Raw genomic sequence first — 25,640 nt, 5'->3', positions numbered from 1 at the left:
GTAAAATCCCAAAAACCAACTCAACTCAAACAACTATTTTTATTTTCAAACATCAGTTATACATAATGCAATTTCTTAGAGTCACTATAAGTAAAATGCATAACTAACCGGATCCAAAAAATTATGATCTTAATACCCTGGGTTTTGTGTCAGGTTAGGGTTTATCAATATTTCAGAAATAGGGATCGGCAACAAGTAATCTCTACTTGGGTCAAAAGATTTTGGTCCTGGACCAACTCCCGACTCTGTCGATACTTCCGATTCCAACCCATTGGAACCGAAGGCCTCATCTCCTAATTTTCTTCTAACAATGTCGTACCATCTCTTCATCTCGTAAGCAAACTCCAACCTACGTTCTTCCAACAACCTAGATCTAAAATCGTCTTGAGACAAACCGGAAAAATCTGCAGGAACTGTACTCTCGGGTATCACGGTTCCGTCATTGACACCACCACTGATAACTCCACCAGACCTAGCTCTTGCCATTACCCTGTTTACCCAACTCTCGGCATCGGCCGTTATTCCCAATTCATTCGCAGCCTCTGCCCCGATCATCAACACCTCTGCATAACGCATCATATAATAGTTGGACATCGATGTTCTACCATTACCTTCTGTAGACGTACCATCCGCCAAACGGGTATACTTGGCAACGTGAGGACGGTTTACTGCCGAACCTCCGGACCCTTCGACAAAATCGGTATATTCCGTTACAACGCCATTTTGAAGCGCCTTATCATCAAAAGTAACGGCCCTTCTATAATCTTGGTCATCCCAAGTAGTATACACTTTAAGTGCCGGTACCTCTACGGACCAACCTCCTCCGGTTGAGCTTCCGTCCGCTTTAACGTACTGGTCATCACCTCTAATACCGGTAAATGCCGCTTGATAGTCTCTACCTTGGTCTCCATCGGAAATACCTGTAAAATCCAACACAAAAATGGGTTCTATCGAAGTATCTTGTTTAGAGGCATCGAACAAACTCTGAAAGTCAGGTTCCAGCCCTAAGTTATAAACCCCTTCGTTGTCTATGACTTCTTTTGCTTCATCATAGGCATTTTGCCACTCTTCTAACGTTAGGTACACCAGTGCCAAATAAGAACTTGCCGCCGACTTGGCCGGTATGGCCCTAGAAGGTTGTGTATTGGGCAACCATTGTTTGGCAAACTCCAAATCTTCAATTATGTTCTCGTAAACGGTAGCTGCAGGTGTTCTTGGAGCGATCGCCGCTTCCGATAATGCCGTAGTATGGTCTAAATAAGGAATATCCCCAAATTGTCTTACCAAATGAAAATATGCGAATGCTCGGGCAAAACGCGCTCTAGCCACAACTTCATTGATCTCTGCCTCATCTCCCTCGGTCAACAGTTCCCCTGCCTTGACCGCTTCATTGGCAGCTCCAATAATTTGATACACCTTTGACCAATACGTATTGTTTCCTCCGGCAATTAACCCGTTATCTGCTTGTACGGTAAAATCATCATGGTCGATCCTTTCTTGCGCCCCGGTTCTTCCTATGGCCATCATATCGCTTCGAAACATAAGCGTCTGTGTCATTTCCCTAGACATAAAATTCCTGTGAACCATATGTGCATAAGCCCCATTTGTAAAACCTTCCACCTGTTCCAAGCTCAAAGAGCTGAAATAGTCATCGGGACTTAATTCGGTAATTGGATCTTCTTCTAAATCTGAGCATCCTATAATTGATAATCCTATCAATAAGAATAAATATTTATATGTCTTCATTATATATATATGTTTTTTTAATTATTGATTAAAATTTTAAACTAAGGTTGAAATTCACAGATTTTACAGTTGGGTAATTACCAAAATCATGTCCTTGAACTACGTTTGCAGAGCCTGTATCTCCACCACCACTTCCAAAATAACTTACTTCAGGATCTAAACCGGAGTAATTTGTAATGGTCCATAAGTTCTGAGCACTTACCGACACTCTTAAATTATCTACCCCGAACCTCTCTACAATGTCCGTTGGAAAATTGTAACCTATAGCTATATTTTTTAACCTTATGTAGCTTCCATCCTCTATAAAACGTGAGGAAATTTCCCTATCCCTGATCTTATTGGAAGGTATGTTCGTATCTGTATTGGTAGGCGTCCAGGCATTAAAGATATCCGAAACCGAATTTGAGTCGCCGTTATACAATTGTACATTGGTAAGATTCATAATCTCCCCACCTTGAGAACCTTGGAAAAATATATTCAGGTCCAGATTTTTGTATCTAAAATTATTGGTAAACCCAAAAGTGAAATCAGGATTTGGATCCCCTATTATTTTTTGATCACCGGTATCAATTTCGCCACTACCGTCTACATCGGTGAACAATGGGTCGCCCGGTTCTGAGAACGAACCTTTAAGTGCCGTTCCGGCAGGCAAATCGCCTCCTTGGTAAACACCTCTATATTCATGTCCCCAAAAAAGACCTATAGCTTCACCTTCTCTTAAAATATAGGTGTCCTTACCGGAAGAAAAGTATCCAGGGGCTGCACTATCTATAATATCTCCGTTATTTAATTTTATTACCTCGTTCTTGTTGGCGGATAAATTAAAATCGGTAGTCCAGCTAAAATTATCATTACTTATATTTCTTGTACTCAAAGAAATCTCAAATCCCCTATTGTTTATTTCCCCTACGTTTGAGAAAACCTCTAGATCCGTGGCACCGCTATATGCAGGTGAGGTAGCTGTTTCCAATAATAGGTCTTTGGTATCTATATTATAATAGTCCAATGAAAGAGAAATTCTATTGTTGAACAACCCTAAATCCAAACCTACGTTTGTTTGATAGGAGGATTCCCATTTTAAATCCGGATTGGCCTCTTGACTAACAGAAATAGAAGGATCTGTTGCTACTGCCGTAGATGGTGTAACCGCAAGTTCTGCCAATGATTGATATGGAGAAATCGCTTGATTACCGGTAACACCGTAACTGGCCCTTAACTTTAAGTTGGAAATAGTTTCGCTGTCCTTTAAAAAGTTTTCGTTGGATATTTTCCAACCTATGGCTCCAGATGGGAAAATGGCATATTTTTCATTTTCAGCAAAGTTGGATGCACCATCCCTTCTTACGGTAGCGGTCAATAAATATTTATCGTCAAAATCATAATTCAATCTTCCGAATTGCGATTGGATCTCAGATTCTGAGAAAGAAGAGGAAACCCTTCTCGTTTCTACATGGCCGGCAGCCAAGTTATACCAAAGAAAGTCGTCGGAAAGAAGTTCTTGGGTACTTGCGGAAAAACGTATGGTCTTTGTTTTTTGGTAAGAATACCCTCCTAATAAGGTAAGGTTGCCTTTTCCGATCTTCGCATTGTACGTCAAATAATTTTCACTTAAAACATTGGTAGTCCTACGGTCGGACAAACTTGCCCCTCCTGTGGAAAGTTGAAAAGTTTGCGGTTTAAAATATCCAACGGTTTCATTAAGCGTACTATAACCAAATGTGGTTTTAAACGTAAGGTTTTCCAAAAGGTCATAGTTTGCATATAAATTTGTTCTATAACTATCGGTTGTGGTCTCATTTCTTAATTCGTTGGCGACCGCATATGGATTTTCGACACCGTCTCCGACAGAGTTTTGTGTAAAATCACCATTTTCGTCATATATACCCCTATCTGGAGTAAACCTAAATGCCAGCGACACAACATCGTCTCCACCACCGTTTACACTACCCAGTGGATCTGAACCGGTAGATTGTGTAAGAACACCATTTTTAACTCCCCTACTACCAAAAAGATTCATGCCCAACTTTAACTTATCGGTCACCTGAGCATCAATATTTGATAGAAAAGTTAATTTTTCAAAATCCGAATTAACGACAATACCATCTTGCTTAAAATAGTTTGCCGAAGCATAAAAGTTTATTTTTTCGGAGCCTCCAGAAAAAGAGAACTGATGATTTTCTGTACTACCTGTAGTATAGATTACATCTTGCCAATCTGTATCTTCCGGACCCTGTACATATGCGGGGTTTATAATTTGCTGATACCTTGCAAACTCGTCCGCATTCAATAGATCCAGTCTATTTGCCGTACTTTGAATAGAATAATTGGTATTTACCTCTACAGATATCTTTCCGCTTCTACCTTTTTTAGTAGTAACCAATACCACCCCTCCAGAACCTCTAGAACCGTAAATGGCCGTTGCAGAAGCATCTTTAAGAACTTCTATAGACTGTATATCACTTGGTTGTGGCATTGTTGCCCCCACAAAACCGTCTACCACCACAAGAGGTGCGCTATTGGCCCCTATAGATGTATTACCCCTAACCTTAATAGAAATTGGAGCGCCTGGCTCACCACCATTATTGGATTGCACCACTACACCAGCGGCCCGCCCCTGAAGTGCCTGTTCTGCACTAGCTAATGGGAACGCGTTCAACTCTTCAGATTTTACCGAGGCAACCGACCCCGTAATATCACTCTTCTTACGAGAACCGTAACCAACGACAACCACTTCTTCCAATTGGCTTGCATCTTCTGCAAGAACAACGTTCAGGGTTTGCTGCCCATTAATGGTTATCACTTTTTTGGAATATCCAAGCGATGAAAACTCCAATACATCACCACTCTTGACCGTAATCGAATAATTACCGTCAAAATCGGTAGAGGTACCAGTAGTAGTATTCTGTATAATGACGTTTACCCCGGGAACGGGAACGTTAGCCTCGTCTGTTACCGTACCAGTCAAAGTATAATCACTTTGTGCCATCAATACAGCATTGATTATCAATGCCGTTATCAATGTTAGTTTCGTTTTTAAATTCATTTGTGTTAAATTAAGTTAGTTTTATTGAATTAATCGATGCCATTTTTTGGCTTGGATAAACTAATGTGATTGCTATCATCACACCATAATCTTCAATTTACTAATCACACCTTTTCATTTAAGTTGAATGAAAACCCTATTTTTGTAGGAAATGTGTAAATAGCAATGTTTACATGTTTTAGTATTACTTCCCTTCAGAATGAAGTAATGATTCTAAAAGGATGGGCGTGCACCCGTCCTTTTTTTTATACCCTATTTCAACATTTCATAGATTGTTTTTATAATTAATATTACTTGATACTTATTACCCGAATTGGTTTTCCATACTGGTTAACCAATTTGGTTTACCAAATATATGTTATTTTTTCGTTAAAAAAAGAGAAAATTGCAGTTTAACAATTTTTGACGGGGTGTTTTTTGACAATAAGACTCACAAAGCCTTAAAATATTAGGGATATCGTAACTTGTTAACGGAATAATTATTTTCGGTTTTTTTCTATTTGGCCTATTTATTTGTCCTATTTACCCTTAAAATCATCCTATTATTTCTAAATTTGACCGATTTTCCGCACCAGATTTTCAACATTTTTTTGGCTTTTAATGACTTTTAATCAACCCAATGATTTGATTTTCATTAATTTCCAACACTATTTAAAGATCCATAAACATAAAATAATGAAGAGTGATTTAGAGCAATACGCCCATATTCCCTTAAAGCAATTTTCAAATAGGGTTTGGCGAACATACGAGGGCGGGGCACTAATAGATAAATGGAAGAAAGACACCCCCGAAGTTGATGGCAGTATGCCAGAAGAATGGATCATGTCTACAGTGACGGCTAGAGGCAAGGGAAGACCTAAAAACGAGGGGCTTTCACTTGTAGAGACACCCAATGGCTCCTATTCGCTTAAAGAATTGGTAGCATCCAACAAAGAACTTTATCTAGGCAAAAAACTGGCCGACAAATTTGGAACCACCGGTGTATTGATCAAGATGCTCGATTCTAAGGAAAGGTTGACGATACAAGTACACCCAGATAAAGAATACGCGCGCACCATGCTCAATTCTGCCTTTGGCAAGACAGAATCATGGTACGTATTGAACAAACGCGAGATCAATGGTGAAAAAAGCGTTATTTACATGGGGTTCAAGGAAGGGGTAACCAAAGAGCAATGGGAATCTCTGTTTATAGACCAAGATATCGATGGTATGCTACATTGCCTACATAAGATAGAAGTAAACCCGGGAGACGCCTATATGATCTATGGAGGTGTACCACATGCCATTGGTAGTGGCTGCTTTTTAATGGAAGTACAGGAACCTACCGATTACACCATGCGTGTTGAAAAAATCACCCCTGCCGGATTGGAAATTTCTGATGAATTGATTCATCAAGGGGTAGGAGAAAAAAATATGTTGAACTGTTTTCATTACGATGGCTGCTCTTATGAGGAAGCATTAAAACGATGGAAAGTGGAACCGGTAACTATAGCATCTTCCAATTATTTCACTCTTAAATCTATCTTTAACGAAACCCATACGGACTGTTTTGGGCTAAAAGAGCTTGATCTAGACGGCGAATATACCGCAAAAGCGAACGGCAGTTTTTTTGTGGCCGTTATCTACTTCGGGGAAGGCAGTATCATGTGTGGAGGAAAAGAATACACTTTTAAACAAGGAGATGAAATTTTCTTTTCAGCTGCCATTGATGAAGTTGTCTTTAAATCTGAACTGGCTTCAAAAATACTATTGTGCTACCCACCAAGTTAATACAAATGTTTTTGTTTTATATAAAATCCATAAACCCCTTTAAGGCAACGTACAACATATAGCAATTGAATATAAAGGTAGCGCCGAGCGCCAAATTCATCCATAAGGTAATCTTATGCTCTTTCATAATATCGTCTTTATTAAGTAATATCAACAAAAACAAGGTTATCAAGGGCATTACAAACGGACTTAATGCCTGAGAGGCAATTAATATCCAAACGGGTTTACCCCCCAAAACAGGAACGATCAAACCAGACAGGGCCACCAATACCACAATAAGTTTATAAAGTGGTTTTTTCATGTTCCGTTCCGTACCCGTATAATCTGCCACCAACCAAGGAAACAATAATAGGTTGGGAAAAATGGAGGACAGTCCTGCACCGATAATTCCAAGTGTGAACAAGGTAAGGGCAAAATCTCCCGCCCATGGCCCCAATGCATGCATCATATCCGTCGCATCGTCTACAGGTTTACCCTGAAAATAAAGGGTTCCCGTTGCACTGATCATAATGGCCAGACTAATAAAAAAGGTCATCACCATCGATGACATGGCATCTTTATTTTCTGTCTTTAAATCTTTTAGGCCCCAATGCTGTTCCTGAACCAAAATACTGCGCGAGGCCAAACACACCCCAGCCATGGTCGTACCTACTATTCCGGCAATTACCAACCCATTGTTATCACCTTTTGGCAATTCAGGAAAAAACTCGGCTATCGAAGTCCCTGCTTCCTTTACCACCATAAAGCTTGTTATTATAAAGGCCAACGCCATAAAACCGACCATTATACTCATGGCCTTTATAAAATTCGCATGCTTGCCGGTCCAAAAAAGACCAATTAAAATCGCAATAAAAAAAATGGAAACTATTGGGCCGTTAAGAAAAGAAATGGAGGTTTTTACAGAAATCCATTCCATAGTTACCTCGGCTACCACACCCATAACACCAATACATGATGAAACAATGGATACCAGCAATGCCAATATTATAAAAATGGTCAGTGGTTTCCCGAAGGTCTTTTTAAAATTGAACATCAGGGTATGCCCCGATACGATGGTCAATTTACTGATCGCCACTAACAAAAAGTAAGTAAAGAAGCAAGATAACAACAATGCCCATGAAAGACTCAGCCCGTATTTGGCCCCCGATACCACCATAGAGGTAACACTGCCCGTACCTACGACATAACCAATTATAAAAAAAGCAGGACCAAAATTTTTGAGACCTTTTTTTAATCTTCCCAGACGCGATGTATCAATAGATCCCATATTAAAAGGCCCTGCTTTTTTAATTATTAGTTATTGAAGATGATGTTCATTTCATAATCACTTTTCCATAAAATCTTCTCGTATGGGGCTAAATACATCTATCAAAATTCCTTCTTTCGTACAAATGGCACCATGTAATACATGAGGCGGAATATACACCGTATCTCCTCCTTTGACGACTTTTGTCTGTTCTCCGATAGAAAATTCAAACTCTCCACTTTCTACATAAGTGACCTGAGAATGATAGTGCTCGTGCTTATAACCGATTCCTCCTTCCCGAAAATGTACCTTTACCAACATAATGTTGTCGTCATACCCCATAATCTTTCTCTTTACACCTTCTCCTACCGTTTCCCACTCTAGGTCTTGGTCTAAAATAAATTCCTTACTTGGTTCAAATTTTGCCATATTCTTATCTATTTATTTGTAATGATATAATAAAAAGGACCATTCCATTGATACTCCTTATCGTTTATTTGTAATTTATGTTCTTCGGTTTTTAAAGCCTCTCTATTTGAAAGGATAAAAAGTGCTTTGTGGCCACCTACACCCTCTATTGACACTGCCGTATAGTTATCGTCATCAAAAAGGACTTCAATATGGGCAATATTACTGTTCGAATCCAAAGCCAGTTCAGATACCGGGCTATAGCTTCCGTGTGGCTCTATGACCGAGACAAAAACAGTATTTGCCGTATTTTTTCTTCGGATCATAAGGGCTGCATCCCTTCTTAGATTAAATTGGGGGTCGTTGGCGCCTATTCTTGTAAACAATAATTCGTCCATATTGTTCACGGTAGTGGTCAAAGAATAGAATTTTCCTTGGTTCAACCATAACAATTTAGCATTGTCCAATGTCGGCACACCCTTGCCTTCCAGCCACAAATGCTGATATCCATTTTCTTTTCCCAACGCATGTAACATCGTGGGGGCTTTGTATTCAAAATTAGCCTCTATCACCTGCCCCAGAAAATAAAAGGGAAGATCATATTGATTTTCTTTTTCTGAATTTACCTTCATTATATCCAAAACGAATGGTTTTTTGAAATGAGGCCATTTTATCATAGCCATGGTTCTATGCATTTCCGTACCGGGATAGGCACTTTTTTCTTTAGCACTTACCACTTGTACTTCTTTGTTGGAGGCATCAAAAAAATAGAGTTCGGAATGATGTTGGCTCCCAATTTCATATTCTCCCTTAAAATGCGATGTCTCGTTTTGTACAAGGGTATTATGTGCAATCGACTGTTTTGCCCAGGTGGTGTTCTCCTTTAGATAATTGCCCCCTCCTTTTTGTCCAATGTTAACGAACCTGGCCAGACCATAATCTTGCAAAAGCTCATCACCTTTTTCGAACATTGAAAAGGATAACTTGTCATAATGCCCATGGCTTAGACCTTGTGCGGCATATTTAAAGACCAAGGTCAAATCTTCGTTTCCATACCTAAGAATGCCGACCCCTCCTTGCTTGCCATCGCTACCATCGGTCAGGTTTACAGATTCTTTTATAAAAGGTTTTGCTTTTCCATCCCGTATACCCATGGCTACCGCCAATCCGGAATCATCTAGCAAGACTTGTCCCTGTTTTTCGGCAATGCTTAAGAACTGAGGGTCTTTACCTCCAAAATTATAGGCAATATCTACGGCACTTACAACTTGGTTGGAGGCGTACGACATACCTTTCTGACCATCGTTCAAGGCAAAAAATTCACCATCCGCATCCGAGAGGTCGATCAAGGTTTTAACCGATTTCAATAACACACTGTCTTTGTACTCAAAAATCTTAACGTCTGGACGAACATTGTGTAATGCCTGTGCAAAGATTAAAAATGGATACATGGCGTAACGCTGATAATATGGGCCTTCGGTATAATAACCATCTGGAGAAAAGGGCTCGTCTACATTTGCCAAAAACCCAGATTTTTGCCCTTCGATCTTAATGGTTCCCCCATCATTATCCTTACCGCCGATTTCTAATCCATCATCTTCGATACCGTATAACGCACGATCTACTAATTCGTCATCGTCCATTACCAGACCGATCATACCTACCGCTGCATTCCCCCATGTGCTATGGTTGTGCACACGATTATAAAACTGAGGGTTTTCTATCGATATAAAATCCGCAAAAGGCCTTAAGAGGTTTTTCTCTAATTGTTTACGCTCTTTTTTTGTAAGCCAATCGTAAATACAATCATAGGCCTGACTAACATAAACCAACCAATTGGAGTCGTTTAAGCACTGCCAAAAAAGTTTCCCCCTGGCATACGACCTTTCTTTAGGGTGCAATGGCAGATCTTTGTACATGCCTTCATATTGAAACAACATGTCCTTAATGTAATGTGCATATTTTTCGTCTTCCAAAATTTGAAAAAGCACGCCTGCCTTTTGAAGAATAACGAAGTTTTTTTTGTGACGCTCATGGGTATAGCCACCAGAAAAATCTTTAGGTATAGGAGTATCTATCCCTAAGGCAATTTCAGCATCCACCTCTTCTTTGAGCTTTTTTAAAGAGGCATCGAACAAAGGCACATTACCCAATTCTGCCCTTATTTTTTGCACTCCCTCTTTGGTAAGTACCAAGCTTGGATGCTCTTGTGAACATATTTGGTTAGAAATTAGTAGTAGACAACCTGCCAATACCACTCCTCTTACATATCTTAACATACCCATAGTTATTTTTTTATTAAGCCTAAATCCGACCCATCAGTAGCTTTTCCTCTTAAAGGGGAATCTGCACTTAAAGTATAGTAAATACTATCAGAGAATTTTGGAGCAAGCTCCCATTGGTTTTCAACGGTATATTTTTGATCGCCCGTAACAGTAAGTTTTGGGGTATTGCTTAAAGCGTTATTTTTTACATTAACAATGGGTTCACCCACTACCAAATGCATGTTTACAGCTTTGCTATCTTTAAAGATATTATTTTTTATGGCAATCTTTTGAACACCGTATAATGATACGGTAGCATCATACCTGTTTCTTTTGTCCTGCCCCACATTATCGAATACATTGTGTTCCATTTCTAAGAATGGCCCAAAGGTGCTTTCATCTTTTCCGCCCCTATAAAGACGAAGTGCGGCACCTCCAACATCACTAAAACTGTTGTTTTTCATGATTACATATTCGGCATTATATATACCTATATCATCGGTTTCGGCATCTAAGGCCATAATGTTTCCGGTAATATTTTTAAAGCGCGAGTTGGTAATGCTTATAGTATCTGCAAACGTATTTTTGTATACACGAATCGCATCATAGGAGTGGTTTACGTCCAAATCGACAAAATCACAGTTTTCTACGAACAATTTATAGTTTTTGTTCATCGAGTATTTACTAGTGGTAATTACCGAATTACCGGTACGATCAGGTGAATTTTTACCATCAAATATCAAATTCTCCAACTTAAGGCTTCCTCCATTGTTAATTTCAAAAAGTGATTTTTTTTCAAAAAGCAATTTAGATTTACCCTCTCCGACACCCCTAAACGTTAAAGGGTGTTTTATGGCAATCGTTTTTGTTGAGCTATAGACCTCATCTCCCAATTCTAGAATATCTCCTGGCGATGATTTCTTTACGGCATCGACCAGAGAGTTAAGTCCGGCCTTGACCTTAATTGTTTTCCCCGAGGACAAAGTTGCTTTTCCATCATCCTTTGAATACCAAGATACCCCGGTATTCTCTTTGGTCGCAATAGAGGGGCTTATTTTAGCGCCAACGTTCAGGGTAGTATCCGCAGGCACCATAAAACCTTGCTCATTTTTAACAAAACTCAATTGCAATGGCCTAAACCCTTCTTTAGCAATAGGTTGAATATTGGGACTGATCAAATTGTTCTCAAACTTGATACCGCTAATATTCGTATAGGCGGTAAAAACATCATCCTTGTTTTCGTTATAAAAAATATTGTCTGCCATTACGGAGTTATCCGGTGGAGCGTTTCTTTCTTCGTCAGCCCCGGCCCCAAGTTGTATATGGTCACTATCAATAAACGTATTGTTTTTAATAATGGCGTCTTTTACCTGGTCGTATCTATTGATCGGCGAATTAAAGATTCCGTTCATTACGACCAAAGCCCCACTAAAACGAATCCCGGTAAGCCCAAAGGCATAGTTGTTCGTAACTGTCTGTTGCCCGTTTATTACGCGCAAACCACCTGTATTTGGCACTCCATTTCCAATTAGTGCATTGCTATCTACAATGTTTCGGTTTCCATGGCGCAGGGTAAGGGTACCCTTACATTCATAGAAAACATTGTTTTTGTATGTATTGGAACAAGACTTGTTGGACACGGTCTCTAGCTCCCCATTACACCTATCAAAATAATTTACCTCTACAACCGTATAAGAATTTGTTCTCGAATAATGACTGGTACCGATACGTAGGGTCTCTCCACCGTTAGAACCCAAAGTAGAGCGCGGGCCAAAATAATTATGATCTATACGATGATGATTTTCTTGGCTCTCTTCAGAATTTAACCTAACGATCATAGTCACCCCCCTATTGGTCTTGCCAACCAAATGATTATGGTCTACCCTATTGTTTTTACCATAAAGGGCCACCCACGTGTCCGGCTCATGACGTTCTGGATTGGTAAAACCATCTATCACACATTCCGTTAATCTAGAATTGTATGCCAAGGTCTCATTGTCTTTTTTAAATGATATGACTTCGGTGGTAGGTGTATAACCATTTTTAAAGACCAGACCTTTCACGATCAAATGTTCTCCTGCGATTCTTAAATTGGATGCCCCCTCGAAAATGACCTTACCTTTTTCCTCTACGGTCAAGGTAATTGGCTTATCCGCTGTTCCTTTCGCCTCGAACAGCAATTCTGAATCTGACCATATTCCATTGGCCAATACAATACTGTCACCAGGGCGTACCGTTTTCAATCGCTCTTCAAATTCGGCCACGTTCTTAACGGTATCCAGCGTAGGCTCGGTTGAACATGAAAATATTATCAAAAGAAAAGTAAGCGATAAAAGAGATGATATTTGCTTCATATTGTCAATTGGTTAACCAGTTTGGTTTACCAAAAATACATATATTTGTAAAACCTCCAAATTTTTAACATAAAACTGAGATATACTTACAAAGCAGGTTTAAAAAATAAAAGATCCTAAAAATCCTGTCTTTTTTAAAATTTTACGCCATTAACCCCTGATCAAAAGGATTGGAACATTTACCATGAACGACACAACAATGACTACAAAAGAGAAACTAAAAAAAGTTAGTACCGCAACGGTTGCTACCTGTCTTTTTAAGAGAGGGCTTAAAAATCAATTTGTACAAAATGTACGTCCGTTAAAATCAGGAAGACCTACCATGGTCGGTGAGGCCTATACCTTACGTTACATCCCGGCAAGGGAAGACTTAAACCCAATAGAAGTTTTTAAAGACCCTAAGCACTTACAACGGGTAGCCGTAGAACAATGTCCACCTGGTGCCGTAATGGTGATCGATAGTCGACAGAATGCCAGAGCAGCTTCTGCAGGATCTATTTTAATTACAAGATTAATGGTCCGTGGAGTTGCAGGCATAGTTACCGACGGTGGTTTTAGGGATGCTGCCGAGATTGCCGCGTTGGACTTCAACTCATATCACAACAGACCTTCTGCACCCACCAATCTTACCCTTCACCATGCCATAGCCATAAATGACCCCATAGGTTGTGGTGACGTAGCTGTTTTTCCTGGTGATATTATAATAGGTGATGACGATGGCGTTATGGTAATTCCGGCCCATATGGCCGATGATGTCGCGGACGAATGCCTACAAATGACCCTCTTCGAGGAATTTGTCATGGAAAGCGTACAAAAAGGTGAAACTATTATCGGCCTCTACCCTCTAACCAATAATGAGACCAAAGAAAAGTTCGAAGCTTGGAAAAAAACCAAAGAATAATATTGGCGTAGAGTCTGTTTCTTTTTTAGCTTTCTTATTGTTTAAGACTTAAATATCATTCCTTTAACGCATCCTCCAGTAATACCATTACACTTTCGGAAGGTCGTATGTTCTGCGAATGGGTCAAATGCTCCCTTTCCCTCAGGATCAGTTTCCTAAATCGCACCCCGTTGATGTTTCCCTGCTTAAAATCGATCAGGGTCATGAACCATTTAAAGTAAGGGAAGCCAGCATAAGCCTTGAGCTCGGCACTCTCCCGATCTAAAAGTCCGTAGCGCTTTATGGTCTTCTTTGCGTGCTTGTAATCGCCCAGATGCAAGAGGGTTTCCAGATAGGTCCTAAAAAATTTGTTCCAATTGTGTTCCAGGATGTCCTTTTCATACTGAACCAGTTGGTTTTCGGCGTACTGCCGTGCATTTTTAAACTGTCCGTTGTCATTATAGCACTTCACCAAAGAAGAGATAAAGAGCGATTTGTTGTATTTGTTCGACATTTGTCGGGCAAAGGGAAGGGCATCCTTTAGTAATTGCAAGGCTTCTTTTGCCCTTTCCAACTTTAGTAGATTAAAGCAGTAATTATTAAGGTACATGATGTAATCGTGCCCTTGTTCACTGATCGACAAGCGGCCATAGTACAAGGCTTGGTCGTATTTGTGCAGTTTCATTAGAATCAACTGCCGATTGCCGTAAAAATTGAGCAATAGCTTTCTGGAGTAGTACGACCCGTCCTTTAATTTTGCCTCGAGCTGATCGTAATACCCAATGGCAGGTTCCAATAGATCGTTCTTTAAAAGGGCGAGGTACGACAAAAGAATCAAGGTTTGATAACGGTTGAATCCGTCGATGGATTCGTCTCGAAACAGGCGTTCCAGCCACGGGGACCATTTAAGCGAATTTTGGGTAAGGCGCCCGCTATGGTAATCGGTGACGATATCGGAAGTGGCCTGGGTCATTCTATCACCAATATTTTTACTCCGTATATAGTCGTCGTGGTAATTATGCACAAACTTGTTGATCAGCTCATAATCGTTCAGCCGAACCCGTACCAACAGAAAGTTCAAGTAGTTTTTGACCACTTCATAAAAACGGATAAAATGAAAATGGTGGGGCTCGTAGTTTTTAATGAGCTTCAACAATATCCGTTCCTCTTCAGACGAAAGGGCATCGGTCTTTATCTTGTTGTCGAAATAGTTAAGGCTTTCGTAGTAGTTGTCGGTGCAATGCTCGTCTAAACGGGCCTGCATCCAGTTCATCATATGCGAATATTTTCGCTTGTCGCAACTCAGCGAAAACGCCTTCTTTTTAGCATTGGTAAGAACATTGTGCCTTACGGTTTCAAAAATTTCGATGCGGTCCACATCCTGAAATTGGGCACAACGCTCCAACAACAGTACCTCATGGGGTAAAAGTGAGTCGACAAACTTCGAAAATTTTTTCAGTTTCATTACATTACAAGTCCCCCGTCAACGCTCAAGGTGGCCCCATTGATAAAGCTTGCCTCTTCCGATGATAGAAATACATAGGCATCGGCAATATCTTCCGGTTTTCCTAAACGACCCAAGGGAGTTTTTGATTCCAGGTCCTTGATTACTTTTTCGGGAATGGTCTCTACCATTTCGGTAGCGATGAATCCCGGTGCCACAGCATTTACATTGATGCCCTTACGACCCAATTCACGCGCCCATACCTTGGTAAGGCCAATAACGCCGCTCTTTGTGGCTACATAGTTGCTTTGTCCGAAGTTACCATATAGTCCCACTACCGAAGATGCACTGACGATCTTTCCACTGCCCTTTTCTACCATGTGTTCCGATATGGCCTGTGTGCAATTAAACACCCCGGTTAGGTTGACATCCAATACCGATTGCCATTGCTCTTGGGTCATTTTCCGCAAGGTAGCGTCCCTTGTTATACCCGCATTGTTGATCAAGATGTCAATGCCACCATATGTTTTGACAATACTCGATACGGCTTCGTCCACCTCGGATCTATTTACCGTGTTTACCTGTTGAAACTTTAAGTTTTCTCCCTTGTGTTCCGCCATCAATTTTTCTCCTGCATCTTGGTTGATGTCCCAACAGACGACCTTGGCGCCTTCTTTTAAAAATTTCTCAACGGTTATCTTTCCTATGCCGTTGGCCCCTCCGGTAACTACGGCAACTTTGTCCTTTAATCTCTTCATCTTGTATGTTTTAGGCCAAAGCTATCGTTTTATTTACAAGATAAAATTATAAAAATTCAATTATATAATATCGACTAAATACTTTTAATCACAATTAAAAATAATAATTACTTTAAATTCAGTCAATTATATATTAATTATAAGATATTGACTTTTTATTGAATTTAGAAGCATACATCCTTAATTTTAATACATATCTCTTCATAGTAATTTTTAAATCATTTTTTTAAAATCTCATAATTCATTTGTTTTTTTATGATTAATATCAATAAACATAGGGATTACAAAGAATCTTACCATTATTAATTCCTTGATGAAAATTCATTTTTATAGCCACAAAAAAGCATCTACTCACATTTATTAATTAAAAAAGTCTACCTCATAAATTTTAAAAATAAACATTCATACTAAAATTCTTTGTTTCTATATTTAGTCGAACACAAAATAAGAATTACTCAAAAAACATATTGATAAATTACGAATGAACGAATATTATCCTCAAATAACACTTATATCACTGCTGGCATTTTTGGCTGTATTATGTTATTTGGTCATAAAGTCAAGAATAAAGGACGAAAGTATAGAAACCTATGCTTTGGGCAGTAAATCGTTTTCTTCGTTCTCGGTGGCCCTTTCATTGGCGGCTTCTTTGACCAGTGCGGCCACATTTATCATCAACCCGGGTTTTATTTCGTTGTACGGCCTAAGTGCCTATCTAGCCTTTGGAGTGGTAATGCCCTTGGCCATTTTTGTGGCCCTAATCGTACTAATGAAAAGGTTCCGCCAGTACGGCATTAACGTAAAATCGCTGACCATTGCCGATTGGGTGGGCAAACGTTACGGGTCCCCTTTTCTAAAATTGTTTTTCGGACTTTTAAGTACCCTTTTGATAACGTTTATTGTATTGATCTGTGTTGGGATCACCAAAGTGATCGCCAAGGCAGTGTCTGCCGATGAGCTTACCATTTTAATTATTCTGGTGGCCGTGGTGTTTTCCTATATGTTGGCCGGTGGAGCCAACTCTATGGTCTACACCAATTCCCTGCAAGCCATCATGATGATCATTGTAGCCGTATTGTTGTTGGGTTCGGGGGCGGAATACTTTTTTACAGGTGGTGGTGAGTCGATACTTTCTAGGTTGAACGATATAGATCCCAACCTGACCAAAACCTTTAATGAGTCAAGCCCCCTTTTTCGCGATTTCTTTGAAGTGGTCGTATGCAATGCCATCGTTGGTATCGCCATTGTCTGTCAGCCCCATATTTTGACCAAATCGCTGCTTATTAAAAATGACAAACAGGTAAATCGCTTTTTGATCTATTCGATCTTGCTGTTGGTCATCTTCTTTTCGGTAGTGATAACAGGATTTTACGCCCGCCTTAATTTTCCCGATCTTATGGACGGTGGGCAATTATTAAGTATGGACGGCATCATTCCCGCCTACGTGGTAGACCGTTTCCCTATCTATGTGGGTATCCTGGTTATTTTAGGACTCATCGCAGCGGGACTCTCTACTTTGGAAGGGCTGATACAGTCCATCCCCACCACTTTGACCAACGATCTGATCATGCCCATCGTGGGCAAATACAAAAAAAACGTCAACGCTATCCACATCAATTGGGTCATCACCTTTTTGGTAGCGGTCGCGGCCATTATACTCTCTTACGGGCAATTGGTAAACCCCAGTTTAAGTGTGGGCATTTTTGCACAAAATGGGGTATATGCCTTTTTCTCGGCCGCCTTTGTACCCGTGTTTTTCGGCATTTTTACAAAGACCACCAACAGATATATCCCCATTGTTTCCTCTATTGTGGCGGTAGTCGTCCATTTTGGTATCTATTATCTGGAACTGACGCCCTATATGGAAGGGGCCACGGTAAAAAACCCCGCCATCGCATCGGCTATTGCCTTGATGGTGTCTACGGCGGTGGGCACGGCCATTTATCTAGTCAAACCTATGAAAACCATGTCCCATGAAAGTTAAGTATTTGTTTTCGTCCCTCATTTTTCTAACCCTTTCTACGCTTATGAGCCAAGAAATAAAGTCATCGGAACTATTGTTGCCAACCAGTAATATCACCCTAAGTTACCATGAAGCCGGCACTGGAGACCATACCGTGGTCTTGATCCATGGGTTGGGCAGCAACGCCAAGGCCTATCAAAAGAACATTCCGGCCTTGTCGGAAAAAGCAAAGGTGGTCGCCTTGGACCTTCCCGGTTTTGGAAACACCAAGCTAGGAGACTTTGTACCGGGAATGGACAATTACGCCAAGGTTGTTTCAGAATTCATCACCCTAAAAAAATGGGAGCGGGTAACGCTTGTAGGGCATTCCATGGGGGGACAAATAGCCATGCAATTGGCTGCCTCACAACAGCCCGACTGGTTAAAAAACATGGTGTTGTTGGCTCCTGCCGGACTCGAGCAATTTAGCCAAGACGACAAAAACTGGTTTCAAGCCGTGGTCAACAATCAGCTCTACCTGAACCTGACCGACGCACAGATCCAACAAAACTTCAATATCAATTTTTATGGAGCGAAGGTTCCCGATGATGCTCAATTTATGGTCAATGATCGGTTCGAAATCAAAAAGGACACCGAAAAATATAAGACCTATGTATCTACCGTAGTACGGAGTATCCATGCCATGCTAGCCGAACCGGTATACGATAAGATAGCGGATATAAAGGTACCTATACAGGTCATTTATGGCAAGAACGACATGCTGATACCGAACAAGATACTTCATCCCCAACTTAGCTTGGATGACCTCTTAGAAAAACTACGCATAGATTATCCAAAAATTAGAATACAACAGTTGGACGAAGCCGGGCATTTTGTGCTCTGGGACCAAAGTGATGCCGTAAACACCTGTATTATCGAAACAATAGATGGCAAGTAATCTAAAACAGAAATACAACAACAAAATTTAAAATCAATTAACTCATAAAACCAAACGAAAATGAAACATTTAGCTGTAATGATGCTGTTCTTTGTAGGCTGTATAGCCCTGAACGCACAAGAAGTCACGGTTACCGGAAAGGTCACCGATGAGGAGGGCATAGGTTTATCGGGTGCCACCGTATATGCCATTGAACTCGGGGTGGGAACCACTGCCGATATGGATGGTAACTACGAACTTTCACTGCCTACGGGAAAGGTCTTGCTCGAGGCTTCGTACGTCGGTTTTTCGGCGTCCTCAAAAAACGTGGATATCTCGGGGACCACCACCATAGATTTTGTACTGTCCCCTGGTAGCTTTCTCGACGAGGTAGTGGTGTATTCCGGATCAAAAAAGGCGGAAAAACTAACCAGTTCCACCGCCACCGTAATTACCATCGGAGCCCGTGAAATAGAACGTTATGCCGGTAACCCCGCAGAGCTGCTGGCCCGCAAAAAAGGGGTCGATTATTTTAGGGCGGGTATCGCCGCACCGGCCTTTAATATTCGTGGTTTTAATTCCAATTTCAACTCCAAGAACCTTCAGGTCGTAGACAATCGCTTTTCGTCCTTGATCGCTACGGGGCTTCCCATGGGGCCTTTGACCACCACCATCAAGGAAGATACCGAGCAGGTAGAACTTATCTTGGGTCCGAATGCCACGCTTTACGGTCCCAATGCCCATAACGGACTCATTCATACCATTACCAAAGATCCACGTAAACACGAAGGACTGACGGTTGCAGGTAACCTTGGTGTCACCGGAGATGGTGATGCCTACTATTCGGGAAGATTGCGATTCGCTAAAAAGTTCAACGATAAATGGGCCTTCAAGGCTACTGGTGAATACACCAAGGCCAAGGAATTCCACTATGCGGATTCGGTTTACATAGACCGTAAATTGGCCGATGGAAGTCCGGGAATGGATGGCGTTAAAGAAGCTTATGAAGAATTTGAGCTCGACAACAATGTCGAATTCTTTAAGACCGAGGCAAGTGCCTATTTTACGCCAAAGGCCGGTACCGACCTTATCGCTACCTACGGCCATAGCAACAGTACCTACCTTTCTCCTACCAATGTAGGTAGAAACCAGATCATAGATTGGCGCATCAATGTGTTCCAACTACGGTTCAACACCAAGAACTTTTTTGCGCAGACCTATTTCACCACCAGTAAGACCGATGACACCTATTCCATAGACGACCGTACAAAGCAATACTACGTAGGCATCGATTCTGGGTTGAGTCCCGAGGAAGCGGCAGGTGAGTTTTCCTATCTCAGCGGTGCCCGTTTTAAGGACGATTCAAAACGATGGAACGCCGAAGTACAGTACAGCAATACCTTGTTCGAAAAATTGGACCTGATTACGGGAGTACAATACCAAAAGGATATGGCCAATAGCTTGGGGACCTATCTTTTGGACGAGAACGAAGACGACTCCATCGATGTTTCACAGTTGGGTGGCTACCTGCACCTGACCTATGATTTTGGAAGCGGATTCAAGGCCTTGGGCGCCGCACGTGTAGACAACCATGAGATCTACGGCACCAACTTTATTCCCAAGCTCGGTATTTCAAAAGAGCTGGAAAAAGGAAGTTTTAGACTTACTTACGGGCAAGGTATCGCCGCCCCAACGATCTTAAATATGTACGGCAACCTTTTTGGAGGCCTTATTCTAGGTAACGCGGAAGGTTTTACCCTGGCCGATGGTTCGAAGGTAGACCCCCAGGATGTAGAAAAGGTGAGTACCTATGAAATAGGCTACCGAGGTACCCTTGCCAATAAATTGTATGCCGATGTCAATGCCTATTACAATATAAACAAAGACTTTTTGAGTCCCGTTACCGTTGTGGGCGTTACTACCCAACGCGGCGATACCCCTATTGAAGAGGTGCAGGCCGCCTATGGAGTGTATAATGGGTTGGTGGCTACCTATATCAATTTTGGGGAAGTGAACACCTACGGGGCCGACCTTAGCCTTACCTATTCCTTTTCTCCGGAATGGAGTATGACGGCCAACTATTCCTATTTCGATTACTCTTATGATGAGGACAATATGGAGAACGATTTTAACAACGATGGCGAGGTGAACTTCCTCGATTTCTTGGTCAATGCACCAAAAAACAAGGGCGGACTCGGCATCAACTATTACGGTTCTCGTTTTTTTGGCTCTGTTTTCGGAAGAGCGGTACAGAAATACAATTACTTCTCCAGTTTCCAGATCGCTTCCGAGACCCTTCCGGGAATGACCTATAGAGGGGTTCCCATTGTGGAGGATGCGCCTAGTGGAGATGCCTATAACTACGGTCCCTTGGGCGGATTTGTTACCATGGACCTGAATATCGGGTATAGGGTAAGCGACAAGGTTACCGTTTCCTTGGCGGCCACCAACCTGTTCAACAACGAGCTGCGCGAGTTTACCGCTGCACCTCCCACACGCGGACTCTATGTTCTGGAAACAAAAATTCATCTGGATTAAAGACCCTTACAAATAAGATTTATGAAGAACGCAAAGATCATTGCTTCGGGAATGTACGTTCCCGATCAAATACTCCCCAATGCCTATTTTAACGAGCTTTTGGGCGAGGATGTGGATACCTGGTTACGTGAAAACGTGCAGATTTACGAACGTAGATGGTGCCAAGAGAACGAATCTACCGCCGACCTGTGCCATGGTGCCGCAGCGGAAGCCCTGAAAAATGCAGGACTGAATCCGTACGATATCGACCTGATCATCGTAGCCACCGATACCCCGGAATACATTTCCCCATCAACGGCCGCAGTATTGCAACATCGGTTGGGGGCCAAAAACGCAGGTACTTTTGACCTAAATGCCGCCTGTGCAGGTTTTGTGACGGCCACAGAAACGGCCACCCATTACATCCGTAGCGGATCGGTAAACAACGTACTGGTGGTGGGGGCCTATGCCATGAGCAAATATTTAAACAAGACGGACAAGAAGACCGTCACCCTCTTTGCCGATGGCGCCGGGGCCGTGGTACTTACGGCTACGGAAGAGAAACACAAGGGTCACCAAACCGGAAAGCTCATCTCGCAAGGGCAGTATACCGATTGGATGGGTATTTATGGCGGAGGCACCAAAAAACCGATATCGGACGAGGTGCTACAGCAAAACGACCACAAACTGAAGTTCGTAAAAAAATTTCCGCCCGAGCTGAATCCTCAAATGTGGAGCGGCCTGGCCAAAGAGCTTGCCGGCAATATGAATGTCGGTATAAAGGAAGTAGATCAATTTTTTATTACCCAGATCAATATCAATGCGATTAAAGAAACCCTTCGTATCTTGGATGTGGACCAGAACAAGGCCCACACCGTGATGCACCACTACGGCTATACGGGTTCGGCCTGTATACCGATGGCCTTTCACGAGGCATGGGAACAGCAAAAGGTAAAAGAGGACGACACCCTGTTTTTTATCGGATCTGGAGGAGGACTGGCCTTTGCGGCAAATGCATTTATACTATAAGAATACCTAGAATACCTATGTTCAATACCTTTGATTGGTTTAACAAGTGGGCGGACTACCACCCTAATAAAACGGCGGTCAAGGATCCCGTTTCGGGCAGGAGCCTCACGTATAAAGAAATAGATACGGCGGCCAATGCCTTGGCACAACACCTACGGGAGGATTACCAAATGGCCATGGGCGATCGGGTGGCGATTATTGCCGAAAACCACCTGGCACAGGTGATTCTTTTTGCCGTCGCCCAAAAGACGGGCATCATCTTGGTACCCATAAATTTTAGATTGGCACCCAAGGAAATTGAGGCGCTTTTGAGCGACTCGCAGTGCAAACTGGCCTATACCGATGGTTGTGTGGCGCATGACGACCTCAATGTACAGACCAAGTTCCAAGACCTCGCATCCGTATATCATTTTATAGGAAAGAGGGCTCCCCGGGCAAGCGAACCGAAACTCACCGAAGACGCTCCCCTATTTATACTGTACACCAGTGGCACTACGGGGCTTCCCAAGGGCATTCTTTATACCCATAAAATGCTTTTTTGGAACAGTATAAACACCACCCAGAGCCTATTGATCAATAACGACACCGTTACCCTCAACTGCATGCCGCTCTTCCATACCGGCGGTTGGAACGTGCTTTTAACGCCCGTGCTGCATCGGGGCGGTACGGTGATCATGTTCAAAAAATTTGATGCCCTGGCAGTGCTCAACTGTATCGTCGAGGAACGGTTAGACTTGTTTATGGCCGTGCCCACCATGTTAAAAATGATGGCCGAACTACCGGAATTTACAAGGGCCGATATAAGCTGCCTCCACTATATTGTAGTAGGCGGGGAAAGTATGCCTTTGAACCTTATCGAAACCTTCCACCGTAAAAACGTACCTATCAGACAGGGCTACGGACTTACGGAAGCCGGCCCCAACCTGACCTCTTTGCATCAAGACGATGCCCATAGAAAACAAGGTTCTATCGGTAAGCCCAATTTTTATGTAGATGTAAGGATTTTAGGGGAAGACGGAAACGACGCCCCTACCGATACCCCCGGTGAAATATTGATCGGCGGCCCCATGGTCATGCCCGGATATTGGAAGAATCCCGAAACCACCAAAGCGGCAAAAATAGACCATTGGCTACGTACCGGTGACATTGGAAGAATGGACGATGAGGGCTTTATCTATATTATGGACCGCAAGAAGAACATGTACATCAGCGGAGGCGAAAACGTGTACCCCGCCGAGGTAGAGCGGGCCTTGCTACAGCACCCGAACATACGGGAAGCCGTGGTGATCGCCGTGCCCCATAAAAAATGGGGCGAATGCGGAGTGGCCTTTCTGGTAGCGGAGCCCGAGCCCGACAAAGAGGAGCTTAAAAGCTTTTGCAAAACGCATTTGGCCAAGTTTAAGATTCCCTCCGAATTTTATTTTGTGGGAAACATCCCCAAGAACGAAACGGGCAAACTGGACCGTAAAAAAATCAAGTCCGACTTCCTAAAACAACAACCCACCCCATAGTTCATTAAAATATATATCCCCGACAAGCGTCGGGGATTTTTTCAACCTAGATTCGCATTAGCAAAACATCATATACGTAGCTATTGTTTTAATTTCCAGATCGTAAAATCGCATTTTGAAATGCTTGTAGACTTTCCCCTGGTTTAAAAGAATAGTCTAGCTCTGCCAAAGCACGCTCTAAGGCACTTAACACCGCTACTAGATCATTTGCGGAGACCGAGCCCATATGACCTACCCTAAAATAAGTGGTTTTTATTTCGGGCAACAGCCCTCCGGCAATGATTACATTGTTCTCGGCCATTCTACTACGTAGCGCTGCTGCATTTATATCTTTGGGATAGTATGCCGCTGTTAAGGTATTGGCCGCTATGGATGGTGTTTTGGGCAAGATCGTCAAATCTAAAGCCTTTAAAGCTTCTCTAAATGCCCGAGCCAAATTTTGATGCCTTTTCACCCTGTTGCCCATACCTTCGTAATCCAAAATTTTTAAGCTTGTTTCCAAGGCCAAGATCAAGTTAACGGCAGGTGTCGCAAAATAGGAGGGGCGTCTTTCTTCGTAGGCCTGCATAACAGGTAACCAATTGTTCCAATCCGCATAGTAGTTGAACACCGGTGTTTTCCTATTTTTCCATACCTCCATAGCTTTTTGGGAAGCAACCAACAATGCAAGACCTGGTGGAACACCAATGGCTTTTTGAGATCCCGTGAGAACAATATCTATACCCCACTTTTCTTGCTTAATATCTTCTCCCCCGACCGAGCAAACACCGTCCATAACACTTATAACATTATATTTTTGTGCCAATTGGGCCATAGGTTCGGGGTCTACCAAAACCCCTGTAGAGGTATCTACATGGGTAAAAACCATCATTTTATACGGCTTTTGTTTAAGCTCTTTTTCTATAGCCTCTAAACTCACCACTTCTCCTATAGGAGCCTTTAATAGAGTGGTGCTAGCACCATAACGTTCCAAAATATCCTGAAAGCGTTCCCCAAAATATCCGGTTGAAACCACCAAAGCAGCATCTCCGTTTTCTATCAGGTTGGCCGCTGCCATATCCATGGCCAACGTACCGCTTCCCGCAACTATAAAAGGCTGACCATTTGGAGCCTTCCATATTTTCTTCATCAACTCGAGACTATTTCCAAAAACCTCTATAAAATTAGGTGCTACATGACTGGTAGTTGCTACTCCCATAGCCCGTAGAACTTCCGGTTCAAATTCTATAGGCCCCGGAATCATCAGTAATTTTCTATGTTTCATATTCTTTTTTTTAGTCCAACAGGTTTTGTTCGCTCAAGAGTATTCCGTCCGAATCTACATAAACATAGTGATCCGTAGCAAAGGTAACTCCGGCAAATTTGACGGGAATGTCTTTTTCACCGCTATTGCGTTTAATACTTTTCACGGGACATGTATTGAGGGCCCTAATACCAACATTCATGGTATTGATAAGGGCGCTGTCGCGAATACAACCATTGATAATAATGCCCGACCAGTGGTTCTTAATGGCCAATGCCGCCAACCGATCACCCACTAGGGCACACCGTAACGAAGCTCCCCCATCTATCACCAATACTTTTCCTGTTCCGTCCAATTCTAATTGCTGGCGCACCTTTGTATTGTCTTCAAATAATTTTAAGGTGGTTATTTTTCCAAAGAACGAATTTTTGTTTCCAAAATCCTGAAAAATAGAATCGGCACAAAGCACTTGTTCCGGATATTGATCACATAGATCCGCTGTTGTAAACAATGTAGTAGGTAACATTTATTTCTCACTTTATGAACTG

At 42.0% G+C, this 25,640-nt stretch carries 17 protein-coding genes; 7 read left to right on the top strand and 10 right to left on the bottom strand.

What is annotated here, in order from left to right:
* Positions 1–129: 129 nt before the first annotated feature.
* Complete coding sequence (locus tag J8L85_RS04345; protein ID WP_211014902.1) at positions 130–1,746, bottom strand: RagB/SusD family nutrient uptake outer membrane protein; 1,617 nt, start codon at positions 1,744–1,746, stop codon at positions 130–132.
* A 28-nt stretch (positions 1,747–1,774) separates the two neighbouring features.
* Positions 1,775–4,789: a TonB-dependent receptor gene (locus tag J8L85_RS04340; protein WP_211014900.1), complete on the bottom strand. Its 3,015-nt coding sequence runs from the start codon at positions 4,787–4,789 to the stop codon at positions 1,775–1,777.
* 675 nt (positions 4,790–5,464) lie between these two features.
* Here J8L85_RS04340 and J8L85_RS04335 point away from each other — a divergent pair.
* A complete protein-coding gene (locus J8L85_RS04335; RefSeq protein ID WP_211014898.1) occupies positions 5,465–6,559 on the top strand; it encodes a type I phosphomannose isomerase catalytic subunit in 1,095 nt (364 codons plus the stop codon).
* Positions 6,560–6,575: 16 nt separating this feature from the next.
* Here the strand turns inward: J8L85_RS04335 and J8L85_RS04330 are convergent, their stop codons facing one another.
* From J8L85_RS04330 to J8L85_RS04315, 4 genes are read right to left on the bottom strand one after another with little or no spacing between them, the layout of a single operon-like run.
* Positions 6,576–7,826, bottom strand: a complete 1,251-nt coding sequence (locus tag J8L85_RS04330) for an Nramp family divalent metal transporter (protein WP_211014896.1) — start codon at positions 7,824–7,826, stop codon at positions 6,576–6,578.
* A gap of 57 nt (positions 7,827–7,883) precedes the next feature.
* Positions 7,884–8,234 (bottom strand): cupin domain-containing protein, encoded by a 351-nt coding sequence (locus J8L85_RS04325; RefSeq protein WP_211014894.1) that lies wholly within the window; start codon positions 8,232–8,234, stop codon positions 7,884–7,886.
* Between the two features lie 8 nt (positions 8,235–8,242).
* Positions 8,243–10,498, bottom strand: coding sequence for a heparinase II/III family protein (locus tag J8L85_RS04320; RefSeq protein ID WP_348771722.1), 2,256 nt, complete (start codon positions 10,496–10,498; stop codon positions 8,243–8,245).
* A gap of 2 nt (positions 10,499–10,500) precedes the next feature.
* Positions 10,501–12,831, bottom strand: a complete 2,331-nt coding sequence (locus J8L85_RS04315; RefSeq protein WP_211014892.1) for a chondroitinase-B domain-containing protein — start codon at positions 12,829–12,831, stop codon at positions 10,501–10,503.
* Between the two features lie 184 nt (positions 12,832–13,015).
* Between J8L85_RS04315 and J8L85_RS04310 the strand changes: the two genes are divergently transcribed.
* Positions 13,016–13,732, top strand: a complete 717-nt coding sequence (locus tag J8L85_RS04310; RefSeq protein ID WP_211014890.1) for a ribonuclease activity regulator RraA — start codon at positions 13,016–13,018, stop codon at positions 13,730–13,732.
* Positions 13,733–13,787: 55 nt separating this feature from the next.
* On the opposite strand, the gene J8L85_RS04305 is transcribed toward J8L85_RS04310, so the two are convergent.
* Both J8L85_RS04305 and J8L85_RS04300 read right to left on the bottom strand, forming a co-directional pair.
* Entirely contained in the window at positions 13,788–15,176 is a 1,389-nt protein-coding gene (locus tag J8L85_RS04305; protein WP_211014888.1) for a hypothetical protein, read from the bottom strand.
* Positions 15,176–15,913, bottom strand: a complete 738-nt coding sequence (locus tag J8L85_RS04300; protein WP_211014886.1) for a beta-ketoacyl-ACP reductase — start codon at positions 15,911–15,913, stop codon at positions 15,176–15,178. The genes J8L85_RS04305 and J8L85_RS04300 overlap by 1 nt, the downstream gene beginning before the upstream one ends.
* Positions 15,914–16,394: 481 nt before the next feature.
* Between J8L85_RS04300 and J8L85_RS04295 the strand changes: the two genes are divergently transcribed.
* Genes J8L85_RS04295 through menE form a run of 5 tightly spaced genes read left to right on the top strand, consistent with a single transcriptional unit; the run spans position 16,395 to position 23,849 of the window.
* Positions 16,395–17,897 carry a sodium:solute symporter gene (locus J8L85_RS04295; protein ID WP_211014884.1) on the top strand — a complete coding sequence of 501 codons (1,503 nt, stop codon included), beginning with the start codon at positions 16,395–16,397 and terminating at the stop codon, positions 17,895–17,897.
* A complete protein-coding gene (locus J8L85_RS04290; protein WP_211014883.1) occupies positions 17,887–18,813 on the top strand; it encodes an alpha/beta hydrolase in 927 nt (308 codons plus the stop codon). Before J8L85_RS04295 ends, J8L85_RS04290 begins: the two co-directional genes overlap by 11 nt.
* A 60-nt stretch (positions 18,814–18,873) precedes the next feature.
* Positions 18,874–21,330 (top strand): TonB-dependent receptor, encoded by a 2,457-nt coding sequence (locus J8L85_RS04285; protein ID WP_211014880.1) that lies wholly within the window; start codon positions 18,874–18,876, stop codon positions 21,328–21,330.
* A 21-nt stretch (positions 21,331–21,351) separates the two neighbouring features.
* Entirely contained in the window at positions 21,352–22,338 is a 987-nt protein-coding gene (locus tag J8L85_RS04280; protein ID WP_211014878.1) for a ketoacyl-ACP synthase III, read from the top strand.
* A 17-nt stretch (positions 22,339–22,355) separates the two neighbouring features.
* Positions 22,356–23,849, top strand: a complete 1,494-nt coding sequence (gene menE, locus J8L85_RS04275) for an o-succinylbenzoate--CoA ligase (RefSeq protein ID WP_211014876.1) — start codon at positions 22,356–22,358, stop codon at positions 23,847–23,849.
* An 88-nt stretch (positions 23,850–23,937) separates the two neighbouring features.
* On the opposite strand, the gene J8L85_RS04270 is transcribed toward menE, so the two are convergent.
* Both J8L85_RS04270 and rraA read right to left on the bottom strand, forming a co-directional pair.
* A complete protein-coding gene (locus tag J8L85_RS04270; RefSeq protein WP_211014874.1) occupies positions 23,938–25,113 on the bottom strand; it encodes an alanine--glyoxylate aminotransferase family protein in 1,176 nt (391 codons plus the stop codon).
* A gap of 10 nt (positions 25,114–25,123) precedes the next feature.
* Positions 25,124–25,618, bottom strand: a complete 495-nt coding sequence (rraA, locus tag J8L85_RS04265; protein WP_247656550.1) for a ribonuclease E activity regulator RraA — start codon at positions 25,616–25,618, stop codon at positions 25,124–25,126.
* Positions 25,619–25,640: the final 22 nt, after the last annotated feature.

The organism is Maribacter sp. MMG018 (assembly GCF_018100785.1).
In the GTDB taxonomy this organism is placed as follows: Bacteria; Bacteroidota; Bacteroidia; order Flavobacteriales; family Flavobacteriaceae; genus Maribacter.
Note: the sequence above shows the minus strand (reverse complement) of the source record. Positions and strands in the feature narration are given on the sequence as shown.

What these genes read in the sequence shown, in the direction of transcription:
- J8L85_RS04345 (WP_211014902.1), bottom strand. Translation starts at nt 1,746, where the DNA reads ATGAAGACATATAAATATTTATTCTTATTGATAGGATTATCAATTATA.
- J8L85_RS04340 (WP_211014900.1), bottom strand. Translation starts at nt 4,789, where the DNA reads ATGAATTTAAAAACGAAACTAACATTGATAACGGCATTGATAATCAAT.
- J8L85_RS04335 (WP_211014898.1), top strand. Translation starts at nt 5,465, where the DNA reads ATGAAGAGTGATTTAGAGCAATACGCCCATATTCCCTTAAAGCAATTT.
- J8L85_RS04330 (WP_211014896.1), bottom strand. Translation starts at nt 7,826, where the DNA reads ATGGGATCTATTGATACATCGCGTCTGGGAAGATTAAAAAAAGGTCTC.
- J8L85_RS04325 (WP_211014894.1), bottom strand. Translation starts at nt 8,234, where the DNA reads ATGGCAAAATTTGAACCAAGTAAGGAATTTATTTTAGACCAAGACCTA.
- J8L85_RS04320 (WP_348771722.1), bottom strand. Translation starts at nt 10,498, where the DNA reads ATGGGTATGTTAAGATATGTAAGAGGAGTGGTATTGGCAGGTTGTCTA.
- J8L85_RS04315 (WP_211014892.1), bottom strand. Translation starts at nt 12,831, where the DNA reads ATGAAGCAAATATCATCTCTTTTATCGCTTACTTTTCTTTTGATAATA.
- J8L85_RS04310 (WP_211014890.1), top strand. Translation starts at nt 13,016, where the DNA reads ATGAACGACACAACAATGACTACAAAAGAGAAACTAAAAAAAGTTAGT.
- J8L85_RS04305 (WP_211014888.1), bottom strand. Translation starts at nt 15,176, where the DNA reads ATGAAACTGAAAAAATTTTCGAAGTTTGTCGACTCACTTTTACCCCAT.
- J8L85_RS04300 (WP_211014886.1), bottom strand. Translation starts at nt 15,913, where the DNA reads ATGAAGAGATTAAAGGACAAAGTTGCCGTAGTTACCGGAGGGGCCAAC.
- J8L85_RS04295 (WP_211014884.1), top strand. Translation starts at nt 16,395, where the DNA reads ATGAACGAATATTATCCTCAAATAACACTTATATCACTGCTGGCATTT.
- J8L85_RS04290 (WP_211014883.1), top strand. Translation starts at nt 17,887, where the DNA reads ATGAAAGTTAAGTATTTGTTTTCGTCCCTCATTTTTCTAACCCTTTCT.
- J8L85_RS04285 (WP_211014880.1), top strand. Translation starts at nt 18,874, where the DNA reads ATGAAACATTTAGCTGTAATGATGCTGTTCTTTGTAGGCTGTATAGCC.
- J8L85_RS04280 (WP_211014878.1), top strand. Translation starts at nt 21,352, where the DNA reads ATGAAGAACGCAAAGATCATTGCTTCGGGAATGTACGTTCCCGATCAA.
- menE (WP_211014876.1), top strand. Translation starts at nt 22,356, where the DNA reads ATGTTCAATACCTTTGATTGGTTTAACAAGTGGGCGGACTACCACCCT.
- J8L85_RS04270 (WP_211014874.1), bottom strand. Translation starts at nt 25,113, where the DNA reads ATGAAACATAGAAAATTACTGATGATTCCGGGGCCTATAGAATTTGAA.
- rraA (WP_247656550.1), bottom strand. Translation starts at nt 25,618, where the DNA reads ATGTTACCTACTACATTGTTTACAACAGCGGATCTATGTGATCAATAT.